A 22,366-nucleotide genomic window follows, 5' to 3' on the forward strand; every position below is an offset into this window, starting at 1 on the left:
GATGTTGACCAAAAATACCCCGCCTAATAATTCACCGGATGAAGATCCGGCGCAACGTGATGCCCGTGCTGTAAGGCGTTGGTATCCGCTGTCTTTTTTGCTCAAGCTACTGGTACTCATGCTCATCGTACTGGCGATTATGTTCGCCATCTTTTTTTATGCGGCTGGTACTGAATCAGGCACCAAGTTCTTATTAGAAAAGATTAGCGCTGAGACGGGTATTAAGTTTAAATATGGGCGCGGTAATTTGCGTGATGGTCTGTTGGTCACAGATATCGATATCGAGGCAACCGAAGACCTTGAGATCTTGGTAGACAAAGCCTACGTTAAAATAGGCTGGCGTGCGGTATTTGCTAAAGAAGTCCATCTGCGCGATGCCGACATTCAGCGTATTGAGATTATCAATAAAAAACCGCCAACGGGTGAGCCATTTGATTATAAAACGCTCAAGCTACCGGTGAATCTGCGTTTTGATCAAGCCAAAATAAAAACGATTGTCTATAAACAAGTGACCAAAGATCCTATTGTCATTCATGATATCAGCGCTCGTGATTTGACGTGGGTTGGCAGCATGGTCACGGTAGGTCGCGGCAATTTACAGTATGCAGATATCGTCAAGGTTAGTGCTTTGCAAGGTGAGATTGATTTGCAAGGTGACTATCCGTTGGACTTAAGTGCTATTGCTGAGGTCAGTGCCTTAGAAAAAGCCTACATTGATCCCCTTAATATTACCGCTACCGGCAGCTTAAAACGTACCGTTGGTAAGGTGCGTAGCCGCTACAATGATAACGATGTCAGCGGTGATTTTGTAGTGCAAGGACTCGATAAGGATTCACCGTTTCAGGCAAAACTGCAATGGGACGACATTCTGATTCCTTATGCCGAAAGCCAAGCCATTCGCCTAAAAAGCGGCACAGCCACTGCCTCAGGGGTCATCTCTGAGATACGTTTGCGTATTAATACTGAGCTGACTGCCAAAGATATTCCTTCAGGGCATTATCAAGGGCGGGCAGTGATTGCCAATAGTCAACTGCGCATTGATCGTTTGGATGCTCAGGTTCCAGCTGGAAACCTAATATTACAAGGTATTTTAGACTGGAAAAATAGCTTTGATGCAAAGGTGCGTGCGACTGGTAGCAATTTTGACATTCGCCGCGCGATTCCTGACGACTATGCTGATTTTAAAGCCTACGCTCCGCAAAAACTCAACGGTCGATTGTCGCTACATTATCAACAAAAAAACAGTGCAGGTAACTTAGAGATTGACGCGGATCTACGTCAGCGTGATGGCGAACATGTTAATGCCAATATTGCACGTGGTAAAACCTCTGCGAAGGTTAAACAGGTAGCGCCTTGGTATATCGATGCCACTTGGCAAAATCTGATCCGTCGTAATGTCCCGAATATCGGTAATATCGATAGTCCTAGTGGTCAAGCTGATGTCATCGTGCGCGGTTCGACCCTCTCTGTCGATGCCAATGCAGTCATCAATGAGCTTAATGCTGCTCCCAAAGGCAACTATGATGTGCGCGTCCGCAAAGCTGGCAATGTCATTGACATCAATCGTCTCAAATATAATGGTATCGTCGGTGATTTATCAGGTACTGGGCAGATTCAACTGGCGACCAAGAAGCGCCCATTAACGTGGCAAATTGATGCCCGTACTAATGGTTTATTACCCAAAAAGTATCGTAGTGATCTACCGCTTGAGCGTCTAACGGGCAGTATTAGTGCCAGTGGCCGCTTAGTGAATATCAGCAAAAGCGGGGTTAAAGGTCAGCGTCATATTATTAATTTAAACAATACCGATTTGCAGGCGCAGCTTGATGCCACGCAAGACGGCCGTGCTATCGGCATCACTGGTGGCGGTGATGCCAAAGTCGATATCGTTGGCGGCGAGCTTTCTATGTTCGATGCGCGTTTTGATGGTCAGGTCGATACGGCGGATGTGCCAAAGGGTCGTCTGTCTATCAATGCGGCTGGCACGCCAAGGCTGATCAGTATTCGTAAGCTCAATTATAAGGGTGAGGCTGGCGCAGTGAATGCGAAGGGTGTCATCGATTTGCGAAAAAATATTGGTTGGACAGTGGATGGTCGCTTTGATGACTTCAACTTGGGTTATTTTTTACCCAACAATCCGGCCATTATTACTGGTGATTTAAAAACCAGTGGCGAGTGGCAAACAGCACCAAAAAACAAAGCGAATGCCAAGGGTAAGCTAAATAGATTTGCAGTAAATTTTGACGGTGTATTAGATGCCGAGCAGTTACCAGCAGGCAAACTGACTATCGATGCCAGTGGCGATGCCCAGCTCATCCGTATCAAACGCTTCCGTCATGTCGGCGCTGCAGGTAGTATCGATGCCAGTGGCACCGTCGATGTGCGTCAAGGTATCGCTTGGGATATCAAAGCAGTAATGAATCGCTTTAATTTGGGTTACTTCCTCAAAAGTACGCCAAGCGCTATCACCGGTACTATAGATACCGACGGTCGCTGGAGCGATACTCAGCAAACCATTAATATCAAACAAATCAACTTGACGGGGACGTTAAAAGGTCAACCGCTTAGTGCAAAAGGCAGCTTAGCTGCAAAAATGCGATTGCCAAAAGACTTGGCGAGCTATTTTAAACGTTTACAAAAGCAAGATGCACAGGCGCAATATAAGCAAGTGAACGCCTTAATCGAGAGTTTAAATGCCAATAACCTCGTCTTACGCTGGGGCGATAACTACATCACTGCCAATGGCAATGCCAAGCAATTACAAACCAAGATTAATATCACCAGTCTCGATCAGCTCTCTAGTAAGCTGACCGGCAAAGTGACTGGCGGTGCGACCTTATCGCAGCCTGCGGGACAAGCGTTACCCACTATCTATATTGATTTGGTCGGTGAGCGACTTGCGCTGCCGGGCTTTATCTTGCGTCAAGGTCGTATTCGCGGCAAAATCGTGAATTTAGCAAACAGCCCAAGTCAGCTTATTATCAGTGCTGAAGGCTTAGATGCTGGCGGGCAAAGCTTCAAAAGCGTTAATGCGTCTTTTAATGGTACTGAGCAGGCACATGTGGTCGATCTCAATGTCGCTAACGAGCAGCTCGATATTGCAGCAAGACTCAAAGGTGGTTTTAATCGTAATACACTCAGTTGGTCTGGGGTGATTGGTAAAGGTCGTGTTAAGTCCAGATATGCCACCTTGAACCAGTTGCAGCCAGCGCAGTTGATTGTCAATTTGCCTAACAAGCAAAACGGCAGTGACCGCGAGCTTAAGGTGCAACTTGCCGCGCATTGCTGGCAGGCGGCCGATCAAACCGGCAAGCTGTGTTTACGTGAAAACCTAATCGCTTCACCGTCTGGTGGTCAGGTCGATTTAGCATTGCAAAAGCTAGACGCCTCGCTATTTTCAGTGTTTTTACCCAAAGATATTGATTGGCAAGGGCAGATTAATGGTAAGGCGATTGTCGGCTGGCAACGTGGTCGTCCACCGACTATCAATACCACTTTATATTCTGATAATGGCAAAATCGGCTTGCTTCAAGATGGTGACAGCGCTCCTGTAAGCTTGTCATACAAGCGTGTGTCACTGATTGCCTTGTCAGTACCTGAAGGTCTTAAATTACGGACAGATATCAATACTGGTCGCGGCGCGCGCGGTTACGCGGAAGTCATCGTCGATCCTTATAAAAACCCCAAACCCATTTCGGGCGCATTAGTGCTCAATGAGCTTAATTTAGCGATTTTTAAACCTTTCTTCCCCGGTATGCGTGTGCTTGAAGGCAATATCACTATGGCGGGCGGACTTGGTGGCACGCTAGAAAAACCACAGTTCTATGGTGATGTGAAATTGGCCAACGGTCGTATCGCGATGCTTGACTTGCCAGTCAATTTAAGAAAAGTTAATGTCGATGCCAAGATTCGTGGAACGCAAGCAACTATCGACGGCACCTTTAATAGTGGTACGGGTAGCGGCACGCTAACGGGAACAGTAAACTGGCAGCAAAAACTACAAGCCAAATTGAGTGTCGTTGGTGAGCGCTTAGTATTGACCCAGCCACCCTTGCTATTGGCTGAGATTAATCCTGATATCGATATTATCGTGCGTCCTGGCGACCGTTACGTCAACATTACAGGAGCCATCAGCGTGCCATCAGCGACCATTCGTCCGCCAGAGGCTAGTGAAGATATCATTACGCAAACAGAAGATGCGGTCGTCCTAGATCGTCGTCTCATTGGTAATATCGACGAAGTCTTAGCTATCTCAAAACCGTGGTCGATCAATGCTGATATCGGTGTTGATTTGGGTGATGACATTAACTTCCGTGGCTTTGGAGCGGTTATTCCGTTGGCAGGTGCGATTAATATCACTCAAAACGGCACGGGCATTATGCGTGCCACAGGGGTGGTGCAAGTATCACGTCGTACCAATATCAATGCTTTCGGTCAGAGTCTAGAGCTTAACTATGGGCAGGTGCGCTTCAATGGGGATGTGATGAAGCCTAACCTGAGTATTGAAGCTGTCAAAGTCATTAGCGGAAAAACCGTTGGTGTGCGTGTCAAAGGCAGTACTGAAAGTCCAAACATCATCGTCTTTAACAATGCTGGTCTGACCCAACAGCAAGCAATGAACGCTTTGGTAACGGGTCGTATCGATAATAAGAGCGCCACGCAAATCAGTGAGCAAGGCTTTAAGTCACAAGTGACGAATAACTTAGCTGCTGCTGGACTGAGCTTTGGGCTGAGTGGGACACGCAACTTAACCAACCAGATTGGTCAAGCCTTTGGTCTACAAAGTCTGACTGTTGATGCCTCTGGCAGTAGTGAAGATACTAATGTTAATGTTACCGGTTACGTGACGCCTGATTTATATATTCGCTATGGAGTAGGTGTCTTTAATGCACAGAACAGCCTATCTACCCGTTACCAGTTGACCCGTCGCATCTACGTCGAGGCGACGTCAGCGGCAGAAAATGCAGTTGACGTGGTTTATAGTTGGCAATTTTAGAAGGCAATTTTGGATAATACTGTTATCAGCTAATGGTTGATTTATTAACTCTAATATTGCCCAAATAGTATTTACTGTATTTTAGCCAATAAAAAACGCCTTTCGATAAAGGCGTTTTTTTCATTGTAATATTTCTGAGGCTATATGAACTATTTGGTCAAAATTAAGCGGTTATTGCGAGTTAAGCGTAAGCGATATTCCTCACCTTCGTGCTCAATACGTACCTCTTTGGTCAAGGCAAACAGATGCTGTGATTGCAAAGTCGGTAGACGGTTTTCGCGGCAGTTTAAGTAACGAGAGATAACCATGCTCATAGTAAATTCCTTTTGATAAAACAGTTGAATAGTAGAGATAAGAGAGTAATAGCTATTAACGATAATAATTATCATTTAGATTGAAAGGTTTTGCAAGGTAATTGATAAAATAAAATGCAGTCATTATGTAAACTTATATGAATCAGCGGTGATAAAGTTCACCTTAAGTAAATTTTTACTAGTGTTATCAAACTCTTAGTTTTATTTTTGCTTATTATTTCAAGTTAGTGTCCGCCATAAATAAAACAAGCTTTAAAGGATAATATGATGCTCAACGTCGCAACAATCAAAAAAACCAGCCACCAAAAAATCATAAACGTCGCTGTTGCTGTGATTCATTATCAGGCACAGTATTTGCTTGGGTTTCGAGATGCAACCCAACATCAGGGCAATCGCTATGAGTTTATAGGTGGCAAGATAGATGCGGATGAAACCGCAAAACAGGCGTTAATACGAGAAGTTGCTGAAGAGACCGGCATTGATATTCATGATAATACGATCGTCAAACTTGGGCGATTGCATCATGATTATGGGGATAAGCAAGTAAGCTTACAGGTCTATAATATTGAGCTAACCGCGCCACAGTATGAGCAGCATCGATATCTTAGCCATGGCTTAGAAGGGCAGGCATTAGCATGGGTAAATAAATCTGAATTATTAGCAGGAAAGTATCACTTACCCGATGCTAATAAAACCATCCTTGAATGGTTGCACCTACCAGCGCAGATAGCGATTAGCTATCCTTTGACACACTTTAGCGACCAGCCAAATCCAGTAGCAGAGTGGCTGACATATCATATGGAAAAGGTCGCATCCCATGCTTGGCTATACATTCGAGTTAAGGACTCAGATTTAGATAATAGCGTAAAGCAATTGATGTCTTTGCGTCCAGACATTCAAGTGATTTTGCCTTTTGATACTCATGCCCATACTCATGCTCAGTCTTTGCGAGATGGCTATCAGATTGTTGCGCACCAGCTCACTCATACCGCATTAATGGAGTGGTTTGATAATAGGCAAGATGGTTTTGTAGGTAAACAAACGTTATCTACAGATCGACCATTGATAGTTAGTTGTCATGATGCAGCCAGCATTTATGCTGCCAACGAGCTTGCCCGTACTCGTTTACAACAGCAACTACCGCCGATTATTGGTATTTTTCTATCACCAGTATTGGTTACCCAAACGCATCCTGATACTGTGCCGTTAGGTTGGAAGTCTTGGTCAGCTTTGGCACAGTTAGCTGATATGCCAGTCATCGGTTTGGGCGGTTTGTCACCAGCAATGAGTGAGCAAGCTTACCAGTATGGCGGTATAAGTGTGGCGGGTATCCGCCAATTCATTTAGCTATTTTTAGTCTATTTAATCGCTCTCGTTCAGATTTAAGGCGCGCCCTAATCAAGACCAAGTCAAACTAGCATCCCTCCATATAAGTCTAATAGAAGTACGTATGAATAGTGGCGCATATGAGAGAAGTTTTTATGAAAGAAAGTTTATGCAAGTGACATATTTCTTTCATATTTATCCAGTTAGTAACTGCCTATCTATTCTCTAATATAAATATAGAATTACTTACAAACTGTTGCGTTTCCCTACATTGCGACACTGTTTTAATAGGATAACTACTATTAATATAAACTATCAAATTAACAAGCGTTCAAGCCATTTTTTCATAGATTAAAATTTCAGTTTTCTATGAATTAATAATTTGGCTAAGCGGCTTTCACTATTTTTAGTTACGCTTAATTTTATGGGCACTTTCTTTTATATACAGACACTGTCTTTTATATTAGCAAGGATTTTGCATAGAAAATTAAAGGTAATTTATTTGATAATTAAAGTATTTTTAACCATCACTATCAATTAATGGTACCCCTATGAAAACCAATAAGTTACCTCAGTCAGCATGGTCTGATTCACAGGCAGCCGGTTCTCAATCACAACAAATTAATCAGTCAAAGACTCATTATCAGAATGATAACGAGCAATATGTCAATACTGCCAGTAATGATGCCAGCTATGACAATGCTAGTAATGATAGCGCTAGTAACGATAGCGAAAACTATAACGACACACATTCGAACCATTTGGCAGAAGAGTCGTTTTTGCAAGACAGCTATTTGGGCTACAAAAGTATTGACAAAGGCCTTACACAGGCAAAAGAGTTTGCTATGATTGAAAACGGTAGTATCAACGACCACGATCCAAAAAGTAGCGCTGCAGAAGATTTTAGTATGGCTAATGGTTATAAGAAAGCCAGCGGCTATAAAAAAATACAAAAGAAACCAGTACAAAAGATTAGCGAGTTAGATGCGTTTACGTCAGAGGAGCAAGCTTCTATTTCAATAGAAAAACCTCAGAAAAATGACGATTTATCATTGACGACTAAATCATATCAAGAGATACCGGAGCGCATATTTATGAATGGGCTTATCAAGCATACTGGGATTGCCTTAGCGATTATTATACCGTTAGCGGCATTTTCGGCATATGCCGCACCCCTACCAGCTTCTACTATGACTACTAATAAAGCCGCTGCTACAGCAAAGCCTGATAAGACAGCAATGGAAACACTTTCCGTGAAGCCCAGCAGTATCATCCATAAGTCTGCGAATACACCGACGACCGTTGACAGTGTGGATCTCAAAAAGTATGCAGGCACATGGTATGAGATAGGACGGTTGCCAATGTATTTCCAGCGCAACTGTGTCAGTGATGTCACTGCTAACTATACCCAAAAAACAGATGGCTCAGGAATTATAGTCACTAATAAATGTAAAGCTGAAGATGGTTCAGAGATTATCGCTGAAGGATTGGCAAAACCTGATGACGATACGGGTAGCAAGTTAAAAGTGACGTTCTTGCCTTCATGGATTCGCTGGTTACCAGTCGGTCGTGCCGATTATTGGGTATTGGCGCGCGATGCTGATTATCAGACAGCGCTAGTTGGTACGCCAGACAAAGACTATTTATGGTTACTAGCACGTTCGCCCAATGTCAGTCAAGAAACCTATGCGAAATATCGCCAAATTGCCCAGCAACAAGGCTACGACTTGAAAGAATTTAAACTGACCGCACAAAGCAATCAAACAGTTACTTTAGTACCCTAATTGTTTAGTGTGCTAGTTGTTTATCGATTTAGTTGTTTAACAGCATCGTTGTTTAAGGCGTTCGAATTTAACAAAGGCAGCGTAATAGGCTGCCTTTATTTTTATAATCAAGTCAATATAGCCCCAAAATAGGTTATAAGTGCGCGCTGATATGTTATCACTGGCAAAATTGGCCGTTTTAGGCTAAAATCTAGGCGATCTAAATACACTGATGAAAATGAAAAATGATTGGCATGGATGTTTTGCCCTCATCGTATTTGACCTCACCGTATTTGAATAGTCACTTAGACTAAATACAATCTATCTGTTTGATACTTCTTCATACTTTACTGATCATACATTACTGACCATAAGGATGTTTCTCGTGAGCAACGCTGATACCTTACGCCACCTACATCAAGAGCACTTGAGCAATTATAACAACCAAGAGCAACAAGCGATTGAGCTCATGGGGCTATTGAATAAGCTCTATAACGAGCAAGATGTCCAAGTGACCTTGTTCGGTGAAACGCTAGATACGACCTCAGTCGGTCGCATATTGGCACTACATCAAAAAGTAGCGATGCGTGATCAAGATGCAAAAGCCATCGCTATCGCTGATACGCTAGCGATGGTTAAAGTGCTAGCAGACAATAAGGCTATCCAAGCTGCGCGTATCGATGTCGGTCAATTGATTGCTAATGACAGTGATGTACAAGCGGCTCTGCAATCTATTAGCAGTGACAACAATGCTATCAATGGTGCGACTGATGTCGTGCTATACGGTTTTGGTCGTATTGGTCGTATCTTAACGCGTCTATTGTTATCGCAAGCGTCAAGCGCGAAAGGCGTACAACTCAAAGCCATCGTCGTACGTCCGGCTGCTGCTGGTGATTTGGCCAAGCGTGCATCATTACTAGAGCGTGATTCGATTCATGGTAGCTTCGCTGGTGGCGTGGTGGTTGATGATGAAAATAACGGTCTGATTATCAATGGTCGCTTTGTGCAAGTTATTTATGCTAAAGACCCAAGCGAAATTGATTATACGGCTTATGGTATCAACGATGCATTGGTTATTGATAACACGGGCATTTGGAAAGACGAAGCCGGTCTTGGTAAGCATCTACAGTCTCAAGGCGTTAAAAAAGTATTGCTAACGGCTCCTGCTGGCGGCGAGATTAAAAACGTCGTTTATGGTGTGAATAATGATACGGTCGGTGATGATACGATTGTCAGCGCGGCGAGCTGTACGACCAACGCGATTACACCAACGCTAAAAGTATTGAATGACGAGTATGGTATCGAAAATGGTCACGTGGAAACAATTCATTCGTTCACCAACGACCAAAACCTAATCGATAACTACCACAAGGCCGATCGCCGTGGCCGTAGTGCAGTGTTGAACATGGTTATCACTAGTACTGGTGCGGCAAAAGCAGTTGGTAAGGCACTACCAGAGCTTAGCGGCAAATTAACCGGTAATGCTATTCGTGTTCCCACGCCAAATGTCAGCTTAGCAATTTTAAACTTAAACCTCAAAACTGCACCTGCCAGTGCTGATGCGTTAAATGAGTTTATGCGTAAAGTTTCTAATAGCAGCCAGTGGCAAACACAGATTGCTTATACGGACTCTACCGAAGCGGTCTCGACTGATTTCGTCGGCGATACGCACGTCGGTATCGTTGATGCACAAGCGACAATTCTCACAGACAATCATGCCATCGTTTATATCTGGTATGACAACGAAGTGGGCTATAGTACGCAAGTATTACGTTTGGCGACGCAAATGGCCGGCATCAGCTATACTCAGATTCCAGCGTAAAAATTCTAAGTCTATAGCAGTGATACGCTAATGCATTAAGTTTCGTATAGAAGCCATGTTTTTTAGATGTGATACTCAAGCACCCGATAGTCCGATTGGTTATCGGGTGTTGTTGTCATACTTGTTGCTAAGTATCATGTTTGTTGCTAAGTATTTTGGCACACTAGGGTTATAATTATTTTTAAACCAGTTTTTTACAAGCACTATTTTTTATAAAATTTAAGCTTTCACAAGCACTAAGTTTTTACAACTACACAAACACATAGCTATACCCTAAAATACAGTCGTTGGCTGTAACCAGTTTATAAACTGGATGGTAAATTAAGGAACGTAAGATGCGATTTATTGATGAAGCCGTCGTAACGGTAAAAGCAGGTGACGGTGGTAACGGAATCGCCAGTTTTCGCCGAGAAAAGTATGTCCCACGTGGTGGACCTGATGGTGGCGATGGTGGCAAGGGCGGAGATGTTTATGCCATTGCAGAAGATAATACCAACACTCTAGTTGACTATCGTTATACGCGTCGCTATGACGCCATGAGAGCTGAGAATGGTCACAGTAGAAACTGTTCGGGTAAGGGCTCTGACGATCTATTTTTGCCAGTGCCTATTGGTACTACGATAGTCGATACCGAAACCGATGAAGTATTGGGTGATTTGATTGAAATTGGTCAGACCTTGCTAATTGCCAAAGGCGGTGATGGTGGTTTGGGCAATACTCACTTCAAAAGCTCGACCAATCAAGCACCGCGCAAGGCTACTTCAGGCTTTGAAGGTGAGCTAAAAGTTCTTAAGTTTGAGCTAAAAGTAGTGGCTGATGTTGGCTTGATTGGTTTGCCTAATGCCGGTAAATCGACCTTTATCCGTCAGGTTTCTGCTGCTAGACCAAAAGTTGCTGATTACCCGTTTACCACGTTGGTTCCAAATCTGGGTGTGGTCGATATTGGTCGTCATCGCTCGTTCGTCATGGCGGATATTCCGGGTTTGATCGAAGGTGCCTCAGAAGGTGCAGGACTTGGTATTCGATTTTTAAAGCATGTTGCTCGTACGCGCCGTCTATTACATGTGGTTGATGTAAAGCCAATTGATGGCAGCGATCCGGTAAAAAATGCTCGTGTTATCTTGAATGAACTTGAACGTTTTTCGCCTGAGTTATCCAACTTGCCCCAAATTTTGGTATTAAACAAAATTGATCAGGTGCCTGAAGAAGAGTTAAATGAGCTCTGTACCCATATTGTTGCCGAGCTTGGTTGGACAGGAGATGTATTTCGCACATCAACCCTAATGGGTGAAGGGACTGATGCTGTTAAATATCATTTGATGAATGAGATTGAACTAGAGCGCGAACGCGAAATAGAGGATCCCATCTTCGCTGAAGCACAAAGAACACGTTTTGAGCGCTTAGAAGTAGAAGTGCGTCTGAATACTGAAGCCCAACGTGAGGCTTATCGTGCGGCTCGAAAAGCGGCACGTGAAGGGTTGGACTTAAACGACGATGATGATTTAGATGATGACGATGAAGATGGCGTTGAAGTCGTTTATGTTCCTTAAATGATGGTGCTTAAACTGATATACTTGAATTTTTTAGATCAATCCCCGTAATTAATTGACATAAGACACAGGAGTTTATATGGCAGGTGACATAGAAAACACGACCGAAGAAGCAAGGTTTATTAAGCAAACTCGCAACTTTGATATTCAGCGCGTTATTGTCAAGATTGGCTCATCGTTATTAACCAATAACGGTCGAGGGCTAGATCGAACTGCCATTTACGAATGGGCAAAGCAAATTGCTAAGCTGCACAAGCAAGGCGTGGAAGTACTGCTCGTGTCGTCAGGGGCAGTTGCTGAAGGCGTGGTACGCATGAACCTAGAGGAGCGTCCCAAAAAATTAGCGGCGCTGCAAGCTTGTGCTTCTATTGGTCAAATGGGCTTGATTGAAACCTGGTGGTCAGCGTTGATTCAGCACGGTATTCAAAGCTCTCAGCTACTACTAACCCATGATGACTTGTCCAACCGTAGTCGTTATCTGAATACCACAGGCGCACTGACACAGTTATTAGAATGGAACGTGCTACCGGTCATTAATGAAAACGACACCATCACCATTGATGAGATCAAATTTGGCGACAACGATACGTTAGGTGCGATGGCAGCAGCGATGGTCAATGCTGATTTGTACATTATCTTAACGGATCAAGACGGCGTGTTCACTGATAATCCGCGTGATAACCCTGATGCCAAAATGATTCGTCAAGAGCGTGCCATGGCTGATTACTTGTTTGATATTGCAGGTGATGGTGGCAAACTCGGACGTGGTGGAATGCTAACCAAGATTCGTGCTGGTCGCCTTGCCGCCATGGGTGGTTGTCCTACCGTAATTGTGAGCGGCGCTATCGATGACGTTATTACCCGTGTGGTATCTGGTGAAGCGGTTGGTACGTTGCTAACGACTAATGACGAAGATAAAATCATTGCTCGTAAACAATGGCTAGCAGCGCATCTACGTATGTCAGGCTCTTTGATTGTTGATGCTGGTGCCGCAAAAGCCGTCGTTGAACATCATAAGAGCTTGCTACCAGTCGGCGTAGCAGAAGTACGCGGTGATTTTGATGAAGGTGATGTGGTCGAAATTGTGCACCAAGATACAGGCGAGCGTCTCGCCGTTGGCCAAGTCAACTTCTCCTCTCGTGACGCGCGCCGTGTGGCTCGTGAGCGTACTGAGCAATTCGATAGAATTCTTGGTAATAATGAAGAGCGCGTGGTCATGGTACATCGTGACAACCTAGCATTGACGATGTAGTAGTATCGATTTCCTATGCGCTTGATTCTCTATGTACAGGTATAAAGATGCCTTATTTATAAGTATAAATAAGGCATCAAATGACTTTTGTCAGTAGACTATTTTGGTCATGCCATTACTTATACTCATCAAGGTTGGAAATTTATCCGCGACTAAAAGCTTATCAACACGCCCTAATATTTAAAAGTAATTAGCACTCAAAAACTCGAAAACCAGTATTATTTTGTGATACTAGACGTTTTTGGCTTAAAACGCGATTTTGATTAAAACGCGTCTTTGCACAAAAACCTGATTATTTAATGTGTGACGCGTTCTATATTCTTTATATTCAACTTATTTTATCCAGCACGGTATTCATTGTCATTCTTATCAATGAATACCGTGCTGTTTTGGAGATTTGTACATGAGTGCTTCAGACAATAATAACTCGCTTCAGCATGAGTTTGCCCCTTTAAAAAACGACAGATTGCTACGTGCCCTTCGTTTTGAAACGATCGACACCACGCCCGTGTGGATGATGCGCCAAGCTGGTCGTTATTTACCAGAATATAAAGCCACCCGTGCTGAAGCAGGTGACTTTATGAGCTTGTGCCGCGATACCGCTCGCGCGACAGAAGTCACTTTACAGCCACTACGTCGTTATGATTTGGACGCAGCTATCCTATTTAGTGATATTTTGACCATTCCTGATGCCATGGGCTTGGGTTTGTATTTTGAAGCGGGAGAAGGGCCGAAGTTTAAACACCCTATTCGTACGCAAGCTGATTTAGATAGACTGCCTGTGCTTGATGTCAATGATTCTCTGGATTACGTCATGCGTGCGGTGACCAGCATTCGTAAAGCATTAAATGGGCAAGTGCCCTTATTCGGTTTTTCTGGTAGTCCGTGGACACTAGCGACCTATATGATTGAAGGCGGCAGCTCAAAAGATTATCGTTATACCAAAGGCTTTTTATATAGTAACCCAGCTTTTTTACATCAATTATTAGATAAGCTTGCCACGTCTGTTATTGACTATTTAGATGCGCAAGTCGTTGCTGGTGCTCAAGTATTGCAGATATTTGACAGCTGGGGCGGCGCGCTGGGTCATCGTCAGTTTATCGATTTTTCACATGTTTATAATAAGCGCATCGTCGCTGAGCTAAAAGTGCGTCACCCTGATATACCAGTGGTACTGTTTACCAAGGGCGGCGGACTATGGCTAGATGTCCAAGCGGATAGTGAGGCGGATGCCTTAGGTCTAGATTGGACGATGCCGCTTGATCGGGCGCGTCAAGCATTGACTGAGAGTCAGCGTCAGTTGACCAAACAGCATAAGAAGTTACAGAGTAGCAAAGCGCTTCAAGGTAATTTGGATCCAGCAACCCTTTACGGTTCTCCTGAAACCATCCGCTCAGAAGTAAAGTTAATGCTAGATAGCGCTTATGCTAATGGCGAAAAAACTGGCTACGTGGCGAATTTGGGTCATGGTATTACGCAGTGGGTCAACCCTGACAATGCCAAAGTGTTTATCGATGCCGTGCATGATTACAAAATCTAGCCATTGCTTTATTTAATCACTGTGCTATTTAATCACTGTGCTATTTAATCACTGTGCTATTTAATCATTGTGGTATTTAGCCACTGAGATATTTAAATGCTATGATAAATTGGACTTATAAATTTAAAATCCAGTGGTAGCGATAGCTAGCAATTACATTACTGAGTAAAAGGGGATATCTTATGATTTCAGCAGCAATCGTCGGTGGCACAGGATATACAGGTATTGAGCTGATTCGCTTACTATCCGCTCATCCTGAGGTTTCTATTGATTTGCTAACGTCACGTAGTGAAGCGGGTACACGTGCTGATGAGATATTCCCAAGCTTACGCGGTATCTCGGATATTGTCTTTAGTGACTTGGGTGATGATACGCTTGCCACCTTACAAAAATGTGATGTGGTGTTTTTTGCCACGCCACATGGTGTCGCGATGAAACAAGCACAAGCGTTGACTCAAGCAGGTGTACGAGTCATCGATTTGGCGGCTGATTTTCGTCTCCAGTCATTGACGGAGTTTGAGCATTGGTATAAACAGTCGCATGCCTGTCCTGAGCTGCTGAAAACGGCTGTTTATGGCTTACCTGAAGTCAATCGCGATAAACTTGCAAACGCTTTGGTCGTAGGAAATCCTGGCTGTTATCCAACCACCGCTATTTTGGGTTTAAAACCCATTATTGACGCGCAAAATCAGCAAGCCACCCGATTGATCGATGCTCGTATTGTTATTGATGCGAAGTCTGGCGTTTCAGGGGCGGGACGTCAGGCGAGTCTGGCGCTTAATTATGCGGAAACAACGGACAATTTTAAAGCTTATAGCGTTACAGGTCATCGTCATCTGCCAGAGATTGAGCAGGGGGTGGCGCAGTTATTAGACAGTCAGTTTAGCCATCGTGTTCGCTTTTTACCGCATCTAGTGCCAATGATTCGTGGCATGTTAAGCTCTATCCATATGGAGTTGACCGAAGAAGGCGCTGCCATCGATTGGCAACAAGCATTTGAACAATGCTATGCGTCAGAGTTGTTTATTGATGTCATGCCAAAAGGTATTTATCCTGATACGCGCAGTGTGCGAGCCAGCAACCGTCTGCGGATTTCGGTACATCAGGACAATGAGCGTTCTGAATTGACGGTTATTGTGGTACAAGACAATTTAGTAAAAGGCGCGGCTGGGCAGGCGGTACAGAATATGAATGTGATGTTTGGGTTTGATGAGTCACAGGGGTTGAATTTTGCGCCGATTGTCCCTTAATCTTACTATCCAACATTGTATTTTTACTGTTAAATCATTCATATTGATGGTGCTAGGTATTGATTATAAATTCCGCTATAATAACCTGCCCTTACTGTTAAGAGATACTGTCTAAATGCGTGTTAAGATTGTACTACGCTTTTGCTCACAGCCAGCACGTTTATCGTGCCAAGACTCTGTTCCATATCAAGTGGAGCGTAGACCGCATTCTTTACAAAGCAGTGACCGCTTTATCGACAACCATCACAATCTCATTGCTGGTCAAAAAGGGGCATCGACACTGGTGCTGGCACTCTTTGTTGTGGCCATATTAGTGACCGCTACTGTTGGATTGTTATTTGGTCATAAGCTTGGCTATCAGCGCGGCTTTCATTCGATGCAAACCGAGACCAAGCAAGCAATTATCAATAGCAATGAGGCAACCAAAGAGCTAAAAGACTTGCGGATTAGCAACAAAATAGCCACCAGTGAGGCTGCGACTGCCAAGCAAGAGCTGGCGATTAGTTTGGCAAACTTGAAAGAGTTACGCGAAACGCAAAAATCACTAACTGTTGAAAACAAACAAGTTGCCCAGCTTAATGAGCTCTATACTGAGGTGATTGCTGATAATGGTGGCATGCCACTACAGATAATTGGTGCTAATATTAAGCCGCTACCTGAGAATGCTTTTGAGTATGGTTTTGACATCGGTATGCTCAGTGAAGATGGTAATGCCAAGCGTTTAACACCAACGTTGACATTGCTTGATGATGATGACTTCGTGGAAGTGCCGCTAGATCCTGCCAGTTATTCGATTAAGGGTATTGTGCGTATTCGTGGCCGCTTTATGATGCCATCAGGCTTTAAGCCATTGCAGGCAAAACTGACTTTGAGAGCCGGTGGTCAGCAAAAAGAACAGCTTTATGACTGGAAGCTTGGCGATAGGGTCGACAATATGCCGCTATCGCTTTTAGATTTGCCAGAAGTAGATGAAAGTCCTATTGAGCCTTAATTAGCATTTAAAATCTAATAAGTACTTGAAATTTAGTGGTATGAACCAAAGTTAGTTAAGCACAATGGCTATTTATAACCACTAGCTTATAGCAACGATACTTTGTTATAACCATGGTACTTTATGCTATTTCTGACAGCCTCTCTGTATAATCTCTTTTTATTCTAAACTTACCCTTATATTTTGATTATGATAAAACCTATGACTCTACAAGCTAGGCCAACTGTTTTCGATTGGCATTTTCCTAATACACCTGCACACCGTGCTCAAGATAATGAGCCAGAGGGTGAGACGTCACCACAAGCAGACGTGCTCGTAGCCGAGCCAGAAGTGGCGAAGCCACCGATGTATGCGGTCGTGATGTATAATGATAATTATACGCCGATGGAGTTTGTCGTTTACGTTTTGCAGTCGGAGTTTCGCCACAGTGTTGATTCTGCTGTTGAAGTTATGTTGACGATTCACAACAGTAGTAAAGGTATTGCGGGTATTTATCCTAAAGATATCGCTGAAACCAAAGCCAAAAAGGTAAATAGTCTGGCTCATCGCGAAGGCTATCCTCTATTGACTCAAATAGAACCGCATCAAGGTGAGTAGATGTCATAACTGCTTCATTTTCTTGTGACTTTTCACTTTGTTGGATGCTTTTTAATCGGCAATATAATACTGCCACTTTTGAGCTTATATATTAGTAACACTTTTAAAAGCCTTTTATCAGGCAGCTCTACTATTACTCTCACAGTAAATTCGTTCTAACATCTCTCCTCATCTTAAGAACGCTCCTAAGTAGTCAGTCTTCTTTCTGTTTTGATCTTGATTTTTATCTTAAATAGCCTTATATAACAAATATAGCGTTGTATAGTAAATTGACGTTTTACGCTCAGTTTTTTAGTATTTCGCTATGTTTCTGAGACTATTGCGTAGACAACTATTACTCAATATCCTGATTATTTACGCCCTCACTTTTATATAATCTTTTTTATTCCCAACTTGTCATTCATATAATTCGTTATTTTGGTTTTTTTCTGACTTTCTTATCTCTAATATCACCTCATAGAGCGTACTTAGATACATTTTAGTATGCGTTAATAGATTGACTATGATTGAGTATCATGTTGAGATAAAGAAAAGCGAATATGAATTATCACAATCATTGCTAGATAGGTCGAAACATCGGCTAAATGATACGCGATACGCATCAATCATCATTTAGGCAGGTTTCTTAATAATACTAACATTGCCCTTGAACAATCCATCTATCGCCCTGATTTACTACCTAACTCATTCATAAAGCTATCAATTTATAAGATAGGTACAACCGTAGGAAGTCCTTATGTTAAGTCGTCATCTTGAAGTTTCTTTGCGTTTAGCAATGACACTTGCGCGTCAAAAATCGCATGAGTATCTCACTGTTGAACATTTATTGTTGGCACTGTTAGAAAACACTCATGCTGCCAATACATTAACGGCGTGTAATGCGAATGTTTCTACGCTGCGTACCGAGCTCGAGGCTTATATCAATAAGCATACGCCAACGGTAGACGCAGAAACGGAGCAATCACCACAGCCGACTCAAAGCTTTGATCGCATTCTACAACGCGCCATTTTTCATGTGCAGTCTATCGGTGGCGGTCGTTTGGTCGAAGGCTCAGATATTTTGGTATCTATGTTTTCTGAGCACGATACTTACGCGGTTTATTTGCTTAAAAAACAAGGCATCAGTCGCCTTGAGCTGACCCAGTATCTATCACACGGTCAGGACAAAGACGAGCCATCTGAGCCACGTGCTTCGATGACTGGTGAGCGCCGTAGTGCTTCTGAAAAGACCAGTAAAGATCCCTTGGTTGAGTTCGCTACTAACCTCAATCAGCGTGCCGCAGAAGGCAAAACGGATCCATTAATTGGCCGTGCTTCTGAGATTGAACGAGCGGCACAAGTACTTTGCCGTCGCCGCAAAAACAACCCATTGTTGGTTGGTGAGCCAGGGGTTGGTAAAACCTCTATTGCCGAAGGGCTAGCATGGTTAATTATCAATGATAAAGCACCTAAGCCACTCAATGGCTGTGTGATTTATAGCTTAGATATCGGCTCGCTCATCGCAGGCACTAAGTATCGTGGTGACTTTGAAAAACGTATGAAGTCACTGCTTGATGCCCTAAAGAATAAGCCCAACGCGATCTTGTTTATCGATGAGATTCACATGATTATTGGTGCAGGCTCTTCAATGAGTAGCAATATGGACGTGTCGAATTTAATCAAGCCAGCACTTGCTAACGGTGAGCTGCGTTGCATTGGTTCAACGACCTTTACTGAGTATCGTCAGGTCTTTGAAAAAGACCATGCGCTGTCACGTCGTTTCCAAAAGATCGATGTTAAAGAGCCAAGTGTCGATGACAGTATCGATATCTTACGCGGTCTAAAGCCGCGCTATGAAGAGTTTCATAACGTTGAATATACTGATGAAGCGTTGGTTACCGCTGTACAGTTATCTGCCAAGCACATTCACGAGCGCTTTTTACCTGATAAGGCAATCGACGTCATTGATGAAGCCGGTGCGTATAAGCGCCTAGGTGTGATTCCAGATGCCGACGACATTGAAGCAGAAGAGAGCTTCATTGCGGATTTAGAGCAGGACTTTGATGCTCAGATCGATGCCGATACTGAGGGTTTAGATGGCGACCTGAGCAGTGACGATGACAACGAGATGCAGGATGAAGCCAATACGGCAAAAGCCAATGATCGTGCTAAATCATCTGACGATTCAAAAGCGGTGAAAGCCAAGAAAAAACCACCGATGAAAATCGATGTGGCAGACATTGAAGCTATCGTGGCCAAGCTTGCGCGCATTCCGCCCAAGTCGGTATCCAGTGATGATAAGAGTATTCTTGAGCATTTAGATCGTGATCTTAAGCATTTAGTATTTGGGCAAGACGAAGCGATCGAGACGTTAGCAGATGCGATTAAACTGTCTCGTGCGGGTTTAAAAGCACCAGATAAGCCAATTGGTTCGTTTATGTTCGCCGGTCCTACAGGGGTTGGTAAAACAGAAGTATCGCGTCAGTTGGCAAAATTATTAGGCGTAGAGTTGGTGCGCTTCGATATGTCAGAGTATATGGAAGCCCATACGGCCTCACGTCTGATAGGTGCGCCTCCAGGCTACGTCGGTTTTGATCAGGGTGGATTATTGACTGAAAAGATCAATCAGCATCCGCACTGCGTCTTATTGCTTGATGAGATTGAAAAAGCGCATCCTGATGTCTTTAACTTGCTGTTGCAAGTCATGGATCATGGTACTTTGACAGATAATAATGGTCGTGTTGCTATCTTTAAGCAGGTGATTGTTATTATGACGACCAACGTCGGTGCTGATAGTATTAGCCGCTCTTCGATGGGCTTTACTCAGCAAGATCATAGCCGTGATAATACAGAATCGCTCAAGCGCGTCTTTACCCCAGAGTTCCGCAACCGCTTGGATGCTATCATCCAGTTCAACCCATTAGATACCTCAGTGGTGGTTTCAGTGGTCGATAAGTTCTTGGTTGAGCTACAAGTGCAGCTTGATGATAAGCAAGTCACGCTAGAGATCGATGATGAAGTACGTGATTACTTGGCCAATAAAGGCTATGATCGTTTGATGGGTGCACGTCCGATGCAGCGTTTGATTCAGGACGAGATCAAAAAGCCATTGGCCAGTATGATCTTGTTTGGAGACTTGGTTAACGGTGGGGTTGTCCATCTAACCCTAGAGCCTGAAGCAGGTGATGAGAAAGATGACGCTACTGTGAAACTAGACAAAAATAGTAACAAGTCTTCTGATAAGGGCTCAGCCGATAGTCGTATTATATTGACGGTCGTTGAGACCCATGAGCCGCATCCTGACTCTGAGTCACTAGCCAGCTAAGCGGTTTTACATTAGCTTTATAAAAACGGCTACCATATTTCTGTGGTAGCCGTTTTTTTTATTGCTATAATTTATTAACAAACCTCACAGCATTTTTTGTTACCATCAATCTTTAAACCACGCTATAGTCAGTGAAAAGTAATATCGAACCATCACGCCCTGCTGATATCCATTTTTCTTGCTTGCTGTACCTGCGCAGACAGAGATTAAAAAAATTGATATTAGCAATACCATCGCGTTTCTAGGATATTGTGACTGTAGTTGCGAAGTAATTATTCATAACAAATATAATAAGGATGTATCATGGAATTGTTCGACGAGCAAGCGACGAAAACCCCAGAGCAAAGGCAGGCAATTTTAGATAATGTCCGTCTACCAGCAGATTGGAAAGCGGCCCTAGCAGAGGAATTAACCTCTGACAATATGGACAATCTACGAGCGTTTTTAAAGGAAGCGTATCAATCAGATGAGAGCATTTATCCACCGGCTCCTTTGATGTTTAATGCGTTTAACCTAACCCCTTTATCAAAGGTTAAAGTCGTTATCTTAGGACAAGACCCTTATCATCGTCCAGGGCAGGCAATGGGCTTATCGTTTTCGGTGCCCAAAGCGATTCCCAAGCCACCATCACTCAATAATTTACTCAAAGAGATGGCCGATGACATTGGTACCAGCTATTCTGCACATGGGGATTTGACCTATTGGGCGCAGCAAGGGGTTTTATTATTAAATAGCTCATTAACCGTGCGAGAAGGTGAGCCGAACAGTCATCAAAACAAAGGCTGGGAGCAGTTTACCGATGCAGTGATTGATGTGGTCAATGAACAAACGGAGCACACCGTGTTTATATTGTGGGGCAGTAAGGCACAAAAGAAAGGCAAGTATATCGATACAGAAAAACATCTGATTTTAACGGCGGTGCATCCATCACCACTTGCTGCCAATCGTGGTGGGTTTTTTGGTTCCAAGCCATTTTCTAAAACCAATGATTACTTGGTACAGTATGGACAGACGCCCATTGACTGGCAATTACCACAATAAATGCCAAATAATTCGATGATAAATTTACAACTTCATCCGTTAACAGATAACCAACTCGCCACTATTGAAGTAGACGCTTCATTCGCAAGCAGTACGTTTTGGTCGCTAGAAGACGTGAAATGGATGCAAGAAGCACTGCTGCTGGCTAAACAAGGGGCTGCGCTTGGAGAGGTGCCAGTAGGCGCTATATTGGTTCACAATCAGCAGATTATTGGCCAAGGGTTCAATCAGCCAATTGGGCGCCATGACGCAACTGCTCATGCTGAAATTGTTGCACTAAGGGATGCGTGCGCGCGTTTAGAGAACTACCGTCTGCCATTACAGACAACGCTATACGTGACTTTAGAGCCCTGTACGATGTGTATTGGCGCACTCATTCATGGGCGTGTGGAAAGACTGATCTATGCGGCGAGTGAGCCTAGAGCGGGGATGGTAGGCAGTCAAATGAACTTAGCTGCACAATCTTTTTATAATCATATTATCGAAGTACATAAAGGCTTATGCTGCGAGCATAGCAGTCAAATGTTAAAGCATTTTTTTCGTGAGCGTCGCCAAGCTGCGAAAAAGAACAAGCTCAGCGACCATACCATCATCAGTAACAAATAAAATAGACATTCAAC

General features: G+C 43.5%; 14 protein-coding genes. 13 read left to right on the forward strand and 1 reads right to left on the reverse strand.

Features of this window, described 5'->3' with window-relative positions:
* The first annotated feature begins 1 nt into the window (after window position 1).
* On the forward strand, window positions 2-4,996 hold the full coding sequence (locus AAEY79_RS03790; RefSeq protein WP_352287313.1) for a translocation/assembly module TamB domain-containing protein: 4,995 nt from the start codon (window positions 2-4) through the stop codon (window positions 4,994-4,996).
* 149 nt (window positions 4,997-5,145) lie between these two features.
* Here the strand turns inward: AAEY79_RS03790 and hemP are convergent, their stop codons facing one another.
* On the reverse strand, window positions 5,146-5,304 hold the full coding sequence (hemP, locus tag AAEY79_RS03795) for a hemin uptake protein HemP (RefSeq protein ID WP_227672156.1): 159 nt from the start codon (window positions 5,302-5,304) through the stop codon (window positions 5,146-5,148).
* 273 nt (window positions 5,305-5,577) lie between these two features.
* Here hemP and AAEY79_RS03800 point away from each other — a divergent pair, with 273 nt between their 5' ends.
* The 12 genes from AAEY79_RS03800 to tadA all read left to right on the forward strand — a co-directional run bounded on the left by AAEY79_RS03800 (window position 5,578) and on the right by tadA (window position 22,352).
* The gene (locus tag AAEY79_RS03800; RefSeq protein ID WP_352287299.1) at window positions 5,578-6,657 is read left to right on the forward strand and encodes an NUDIX domain-containing protein; all 1,080 of its coding nucleotides are present in this window, start codon (window positions 5,578-5,580) and stop codon (window positions 6,655-6,657) included.
* Window positions 6,658-7,187: 530 nt separating this feature from the next.
* Window positions 7,188-8,420, forward strand: coding sequence for a lipocalin family protein (locus AAEY79_RS03805; RefSeq protein ID WP_352287302.1), 1,233 nt, complete (start codon window positions 7,188-7,190; stop codon window positions 8,418-8,420).
* 355 nt (window positions 8,421-8,775) lie between these two features.
* Entirely contained in the window at window positions 8,776-10,221 is a 1,446-nt protein-coding gene (locus AAEY79_RS03810; protein WP_350587941.1) for a glyceraldehyde-3-phosphate dehydrogenase, read from the forward strand.
* Between the two features lie 335 nt (window positions 10,222-10,556).
* Window positions 10,557-11,771, forward strand: a complete 1,215-nt coding sequence (gene cgtA, locus AAEY79_RS03815) for an Obg family GTPase CgtA (protein ID WP_201576850.1) — start codon at window positions 10,557-10,559, stop codon at window positions 11,769-11,771.
* Window positions 11,772-11,850: 79 nt separating this feature from the next.
* Window positions 11,851-13,023, forward strand: coding sequence for a glutamate 5-kinase (proB, locus tag AAEY79_RS03820; RefSeq protein WP_025650500.1), 1,173 nt, complete (start codon window positions 11,851-11,853; stop codon window positions 13,021-13,023).
* 403 nt (window positions 13,024-13,426) lie between these two features.
* Window positions 13,427-14,563: a uroporphyrinogen decarboxylase gene (hemE, locus tag AAEY79_RS03825; protein ID WP_025650499.1), complete on the forward strand. Its 1,137-nt coding sequence runs from the start codon at window positions 13,427-13,429 to the stop codon at window positions 14,561-14,563.
* 182 nt (window positions 14,564-14,745) lie between these two features.
* Complete coding sequence (gene argC / locus AAEY79_RS03830; protein WP_025650498.1) at window positions 14,746-15,813, forward strand: N-acetyl-gamma-glutamyl-phosphate reductase; 1,068 nt, start codon at window positions 14,746-14,748, stop codon at window positions 15,811-15,813.
* Window positions 15,814-15,928: 115 nt separating this feature from the next.
* On the forward strand, window positions 15,929-16,804 hold the full coding sequence (locus AAEY79_RS03835) for a hypothetical protein (protein ID WP_025650497.1): 876 nt from the start codon (window positions 15,929-15,931) through the stop codon (window positions 16,802-16,804).
* A 201-nt stretch (window positions 16,805-17,005) separates the two neighbouring features.
* Window positions 17,006-17,401, forward strand: coding sequence for an ATP-dependent Clp protease adaptor ClpS (locus tag AAEY79_RS03840; RefSeq protein ID WP_201565698.1), 396 nt, complete (start codon window positions 17,006-17,008; stop codon window positions 17,399-17,401).
* A gap of 736 nt (window positions 17,402-18,137) precedes the next feature.
* Window positions 18,138-20,705 carry an ATP-dependent Clp protease ATP-binding subunit ClpA gene (clpA, locus tag AAEY79_RS03845; RefSeq protein WP_025653010.1) on the forward strand — a complete coding sequence of 856 codons (2,568 nt, stop codon included), beginning with the start codon at window positions 18,138-18,140 and terminating at the stop codon, window positions 20,703-20,705.
* Between the two features lie 303 nt (window positions 20,706-21,008).
* Window positions 21,009-21,746 (forward strand): uracil-DNA glycosylase, encoded by a 738-nt coding sequence (locus tag AAEY79_RS03850; protein WP_025653009.1) that lies wholly within the window; start codon window positions 21,009-21,011, stop codon window positions 21,744-21,746.
* Between the two features lie 15 nt (window positions 21,747-21,761).
* On the forward strand, window positions 21,762-22,352 hold the full coding sequence (tadA, locus tag AAEY79_RS03855) for a tRNA adenosine(34) deaminase TadA (RefSeq protein WP_227502405.1): 591 nt from the start codon (window positions 21,762-21,764) through the stop codon (window positions 22,350-22,352).
* Window positions 22,353-22,366 lie beyond the last annotated feature (14 nt).

The organism is Psychrobacter sp. GW64-MNA-CIBAN-0177 (assembly GCF_040309585.1).
Classification (GTDB): Bacteria; Pseudomonadota; Gammaproteobacteria; order Pseudomonadales; family Moraxellaceae; genus Psychrobacter; species Psychrobacter okhotskensis.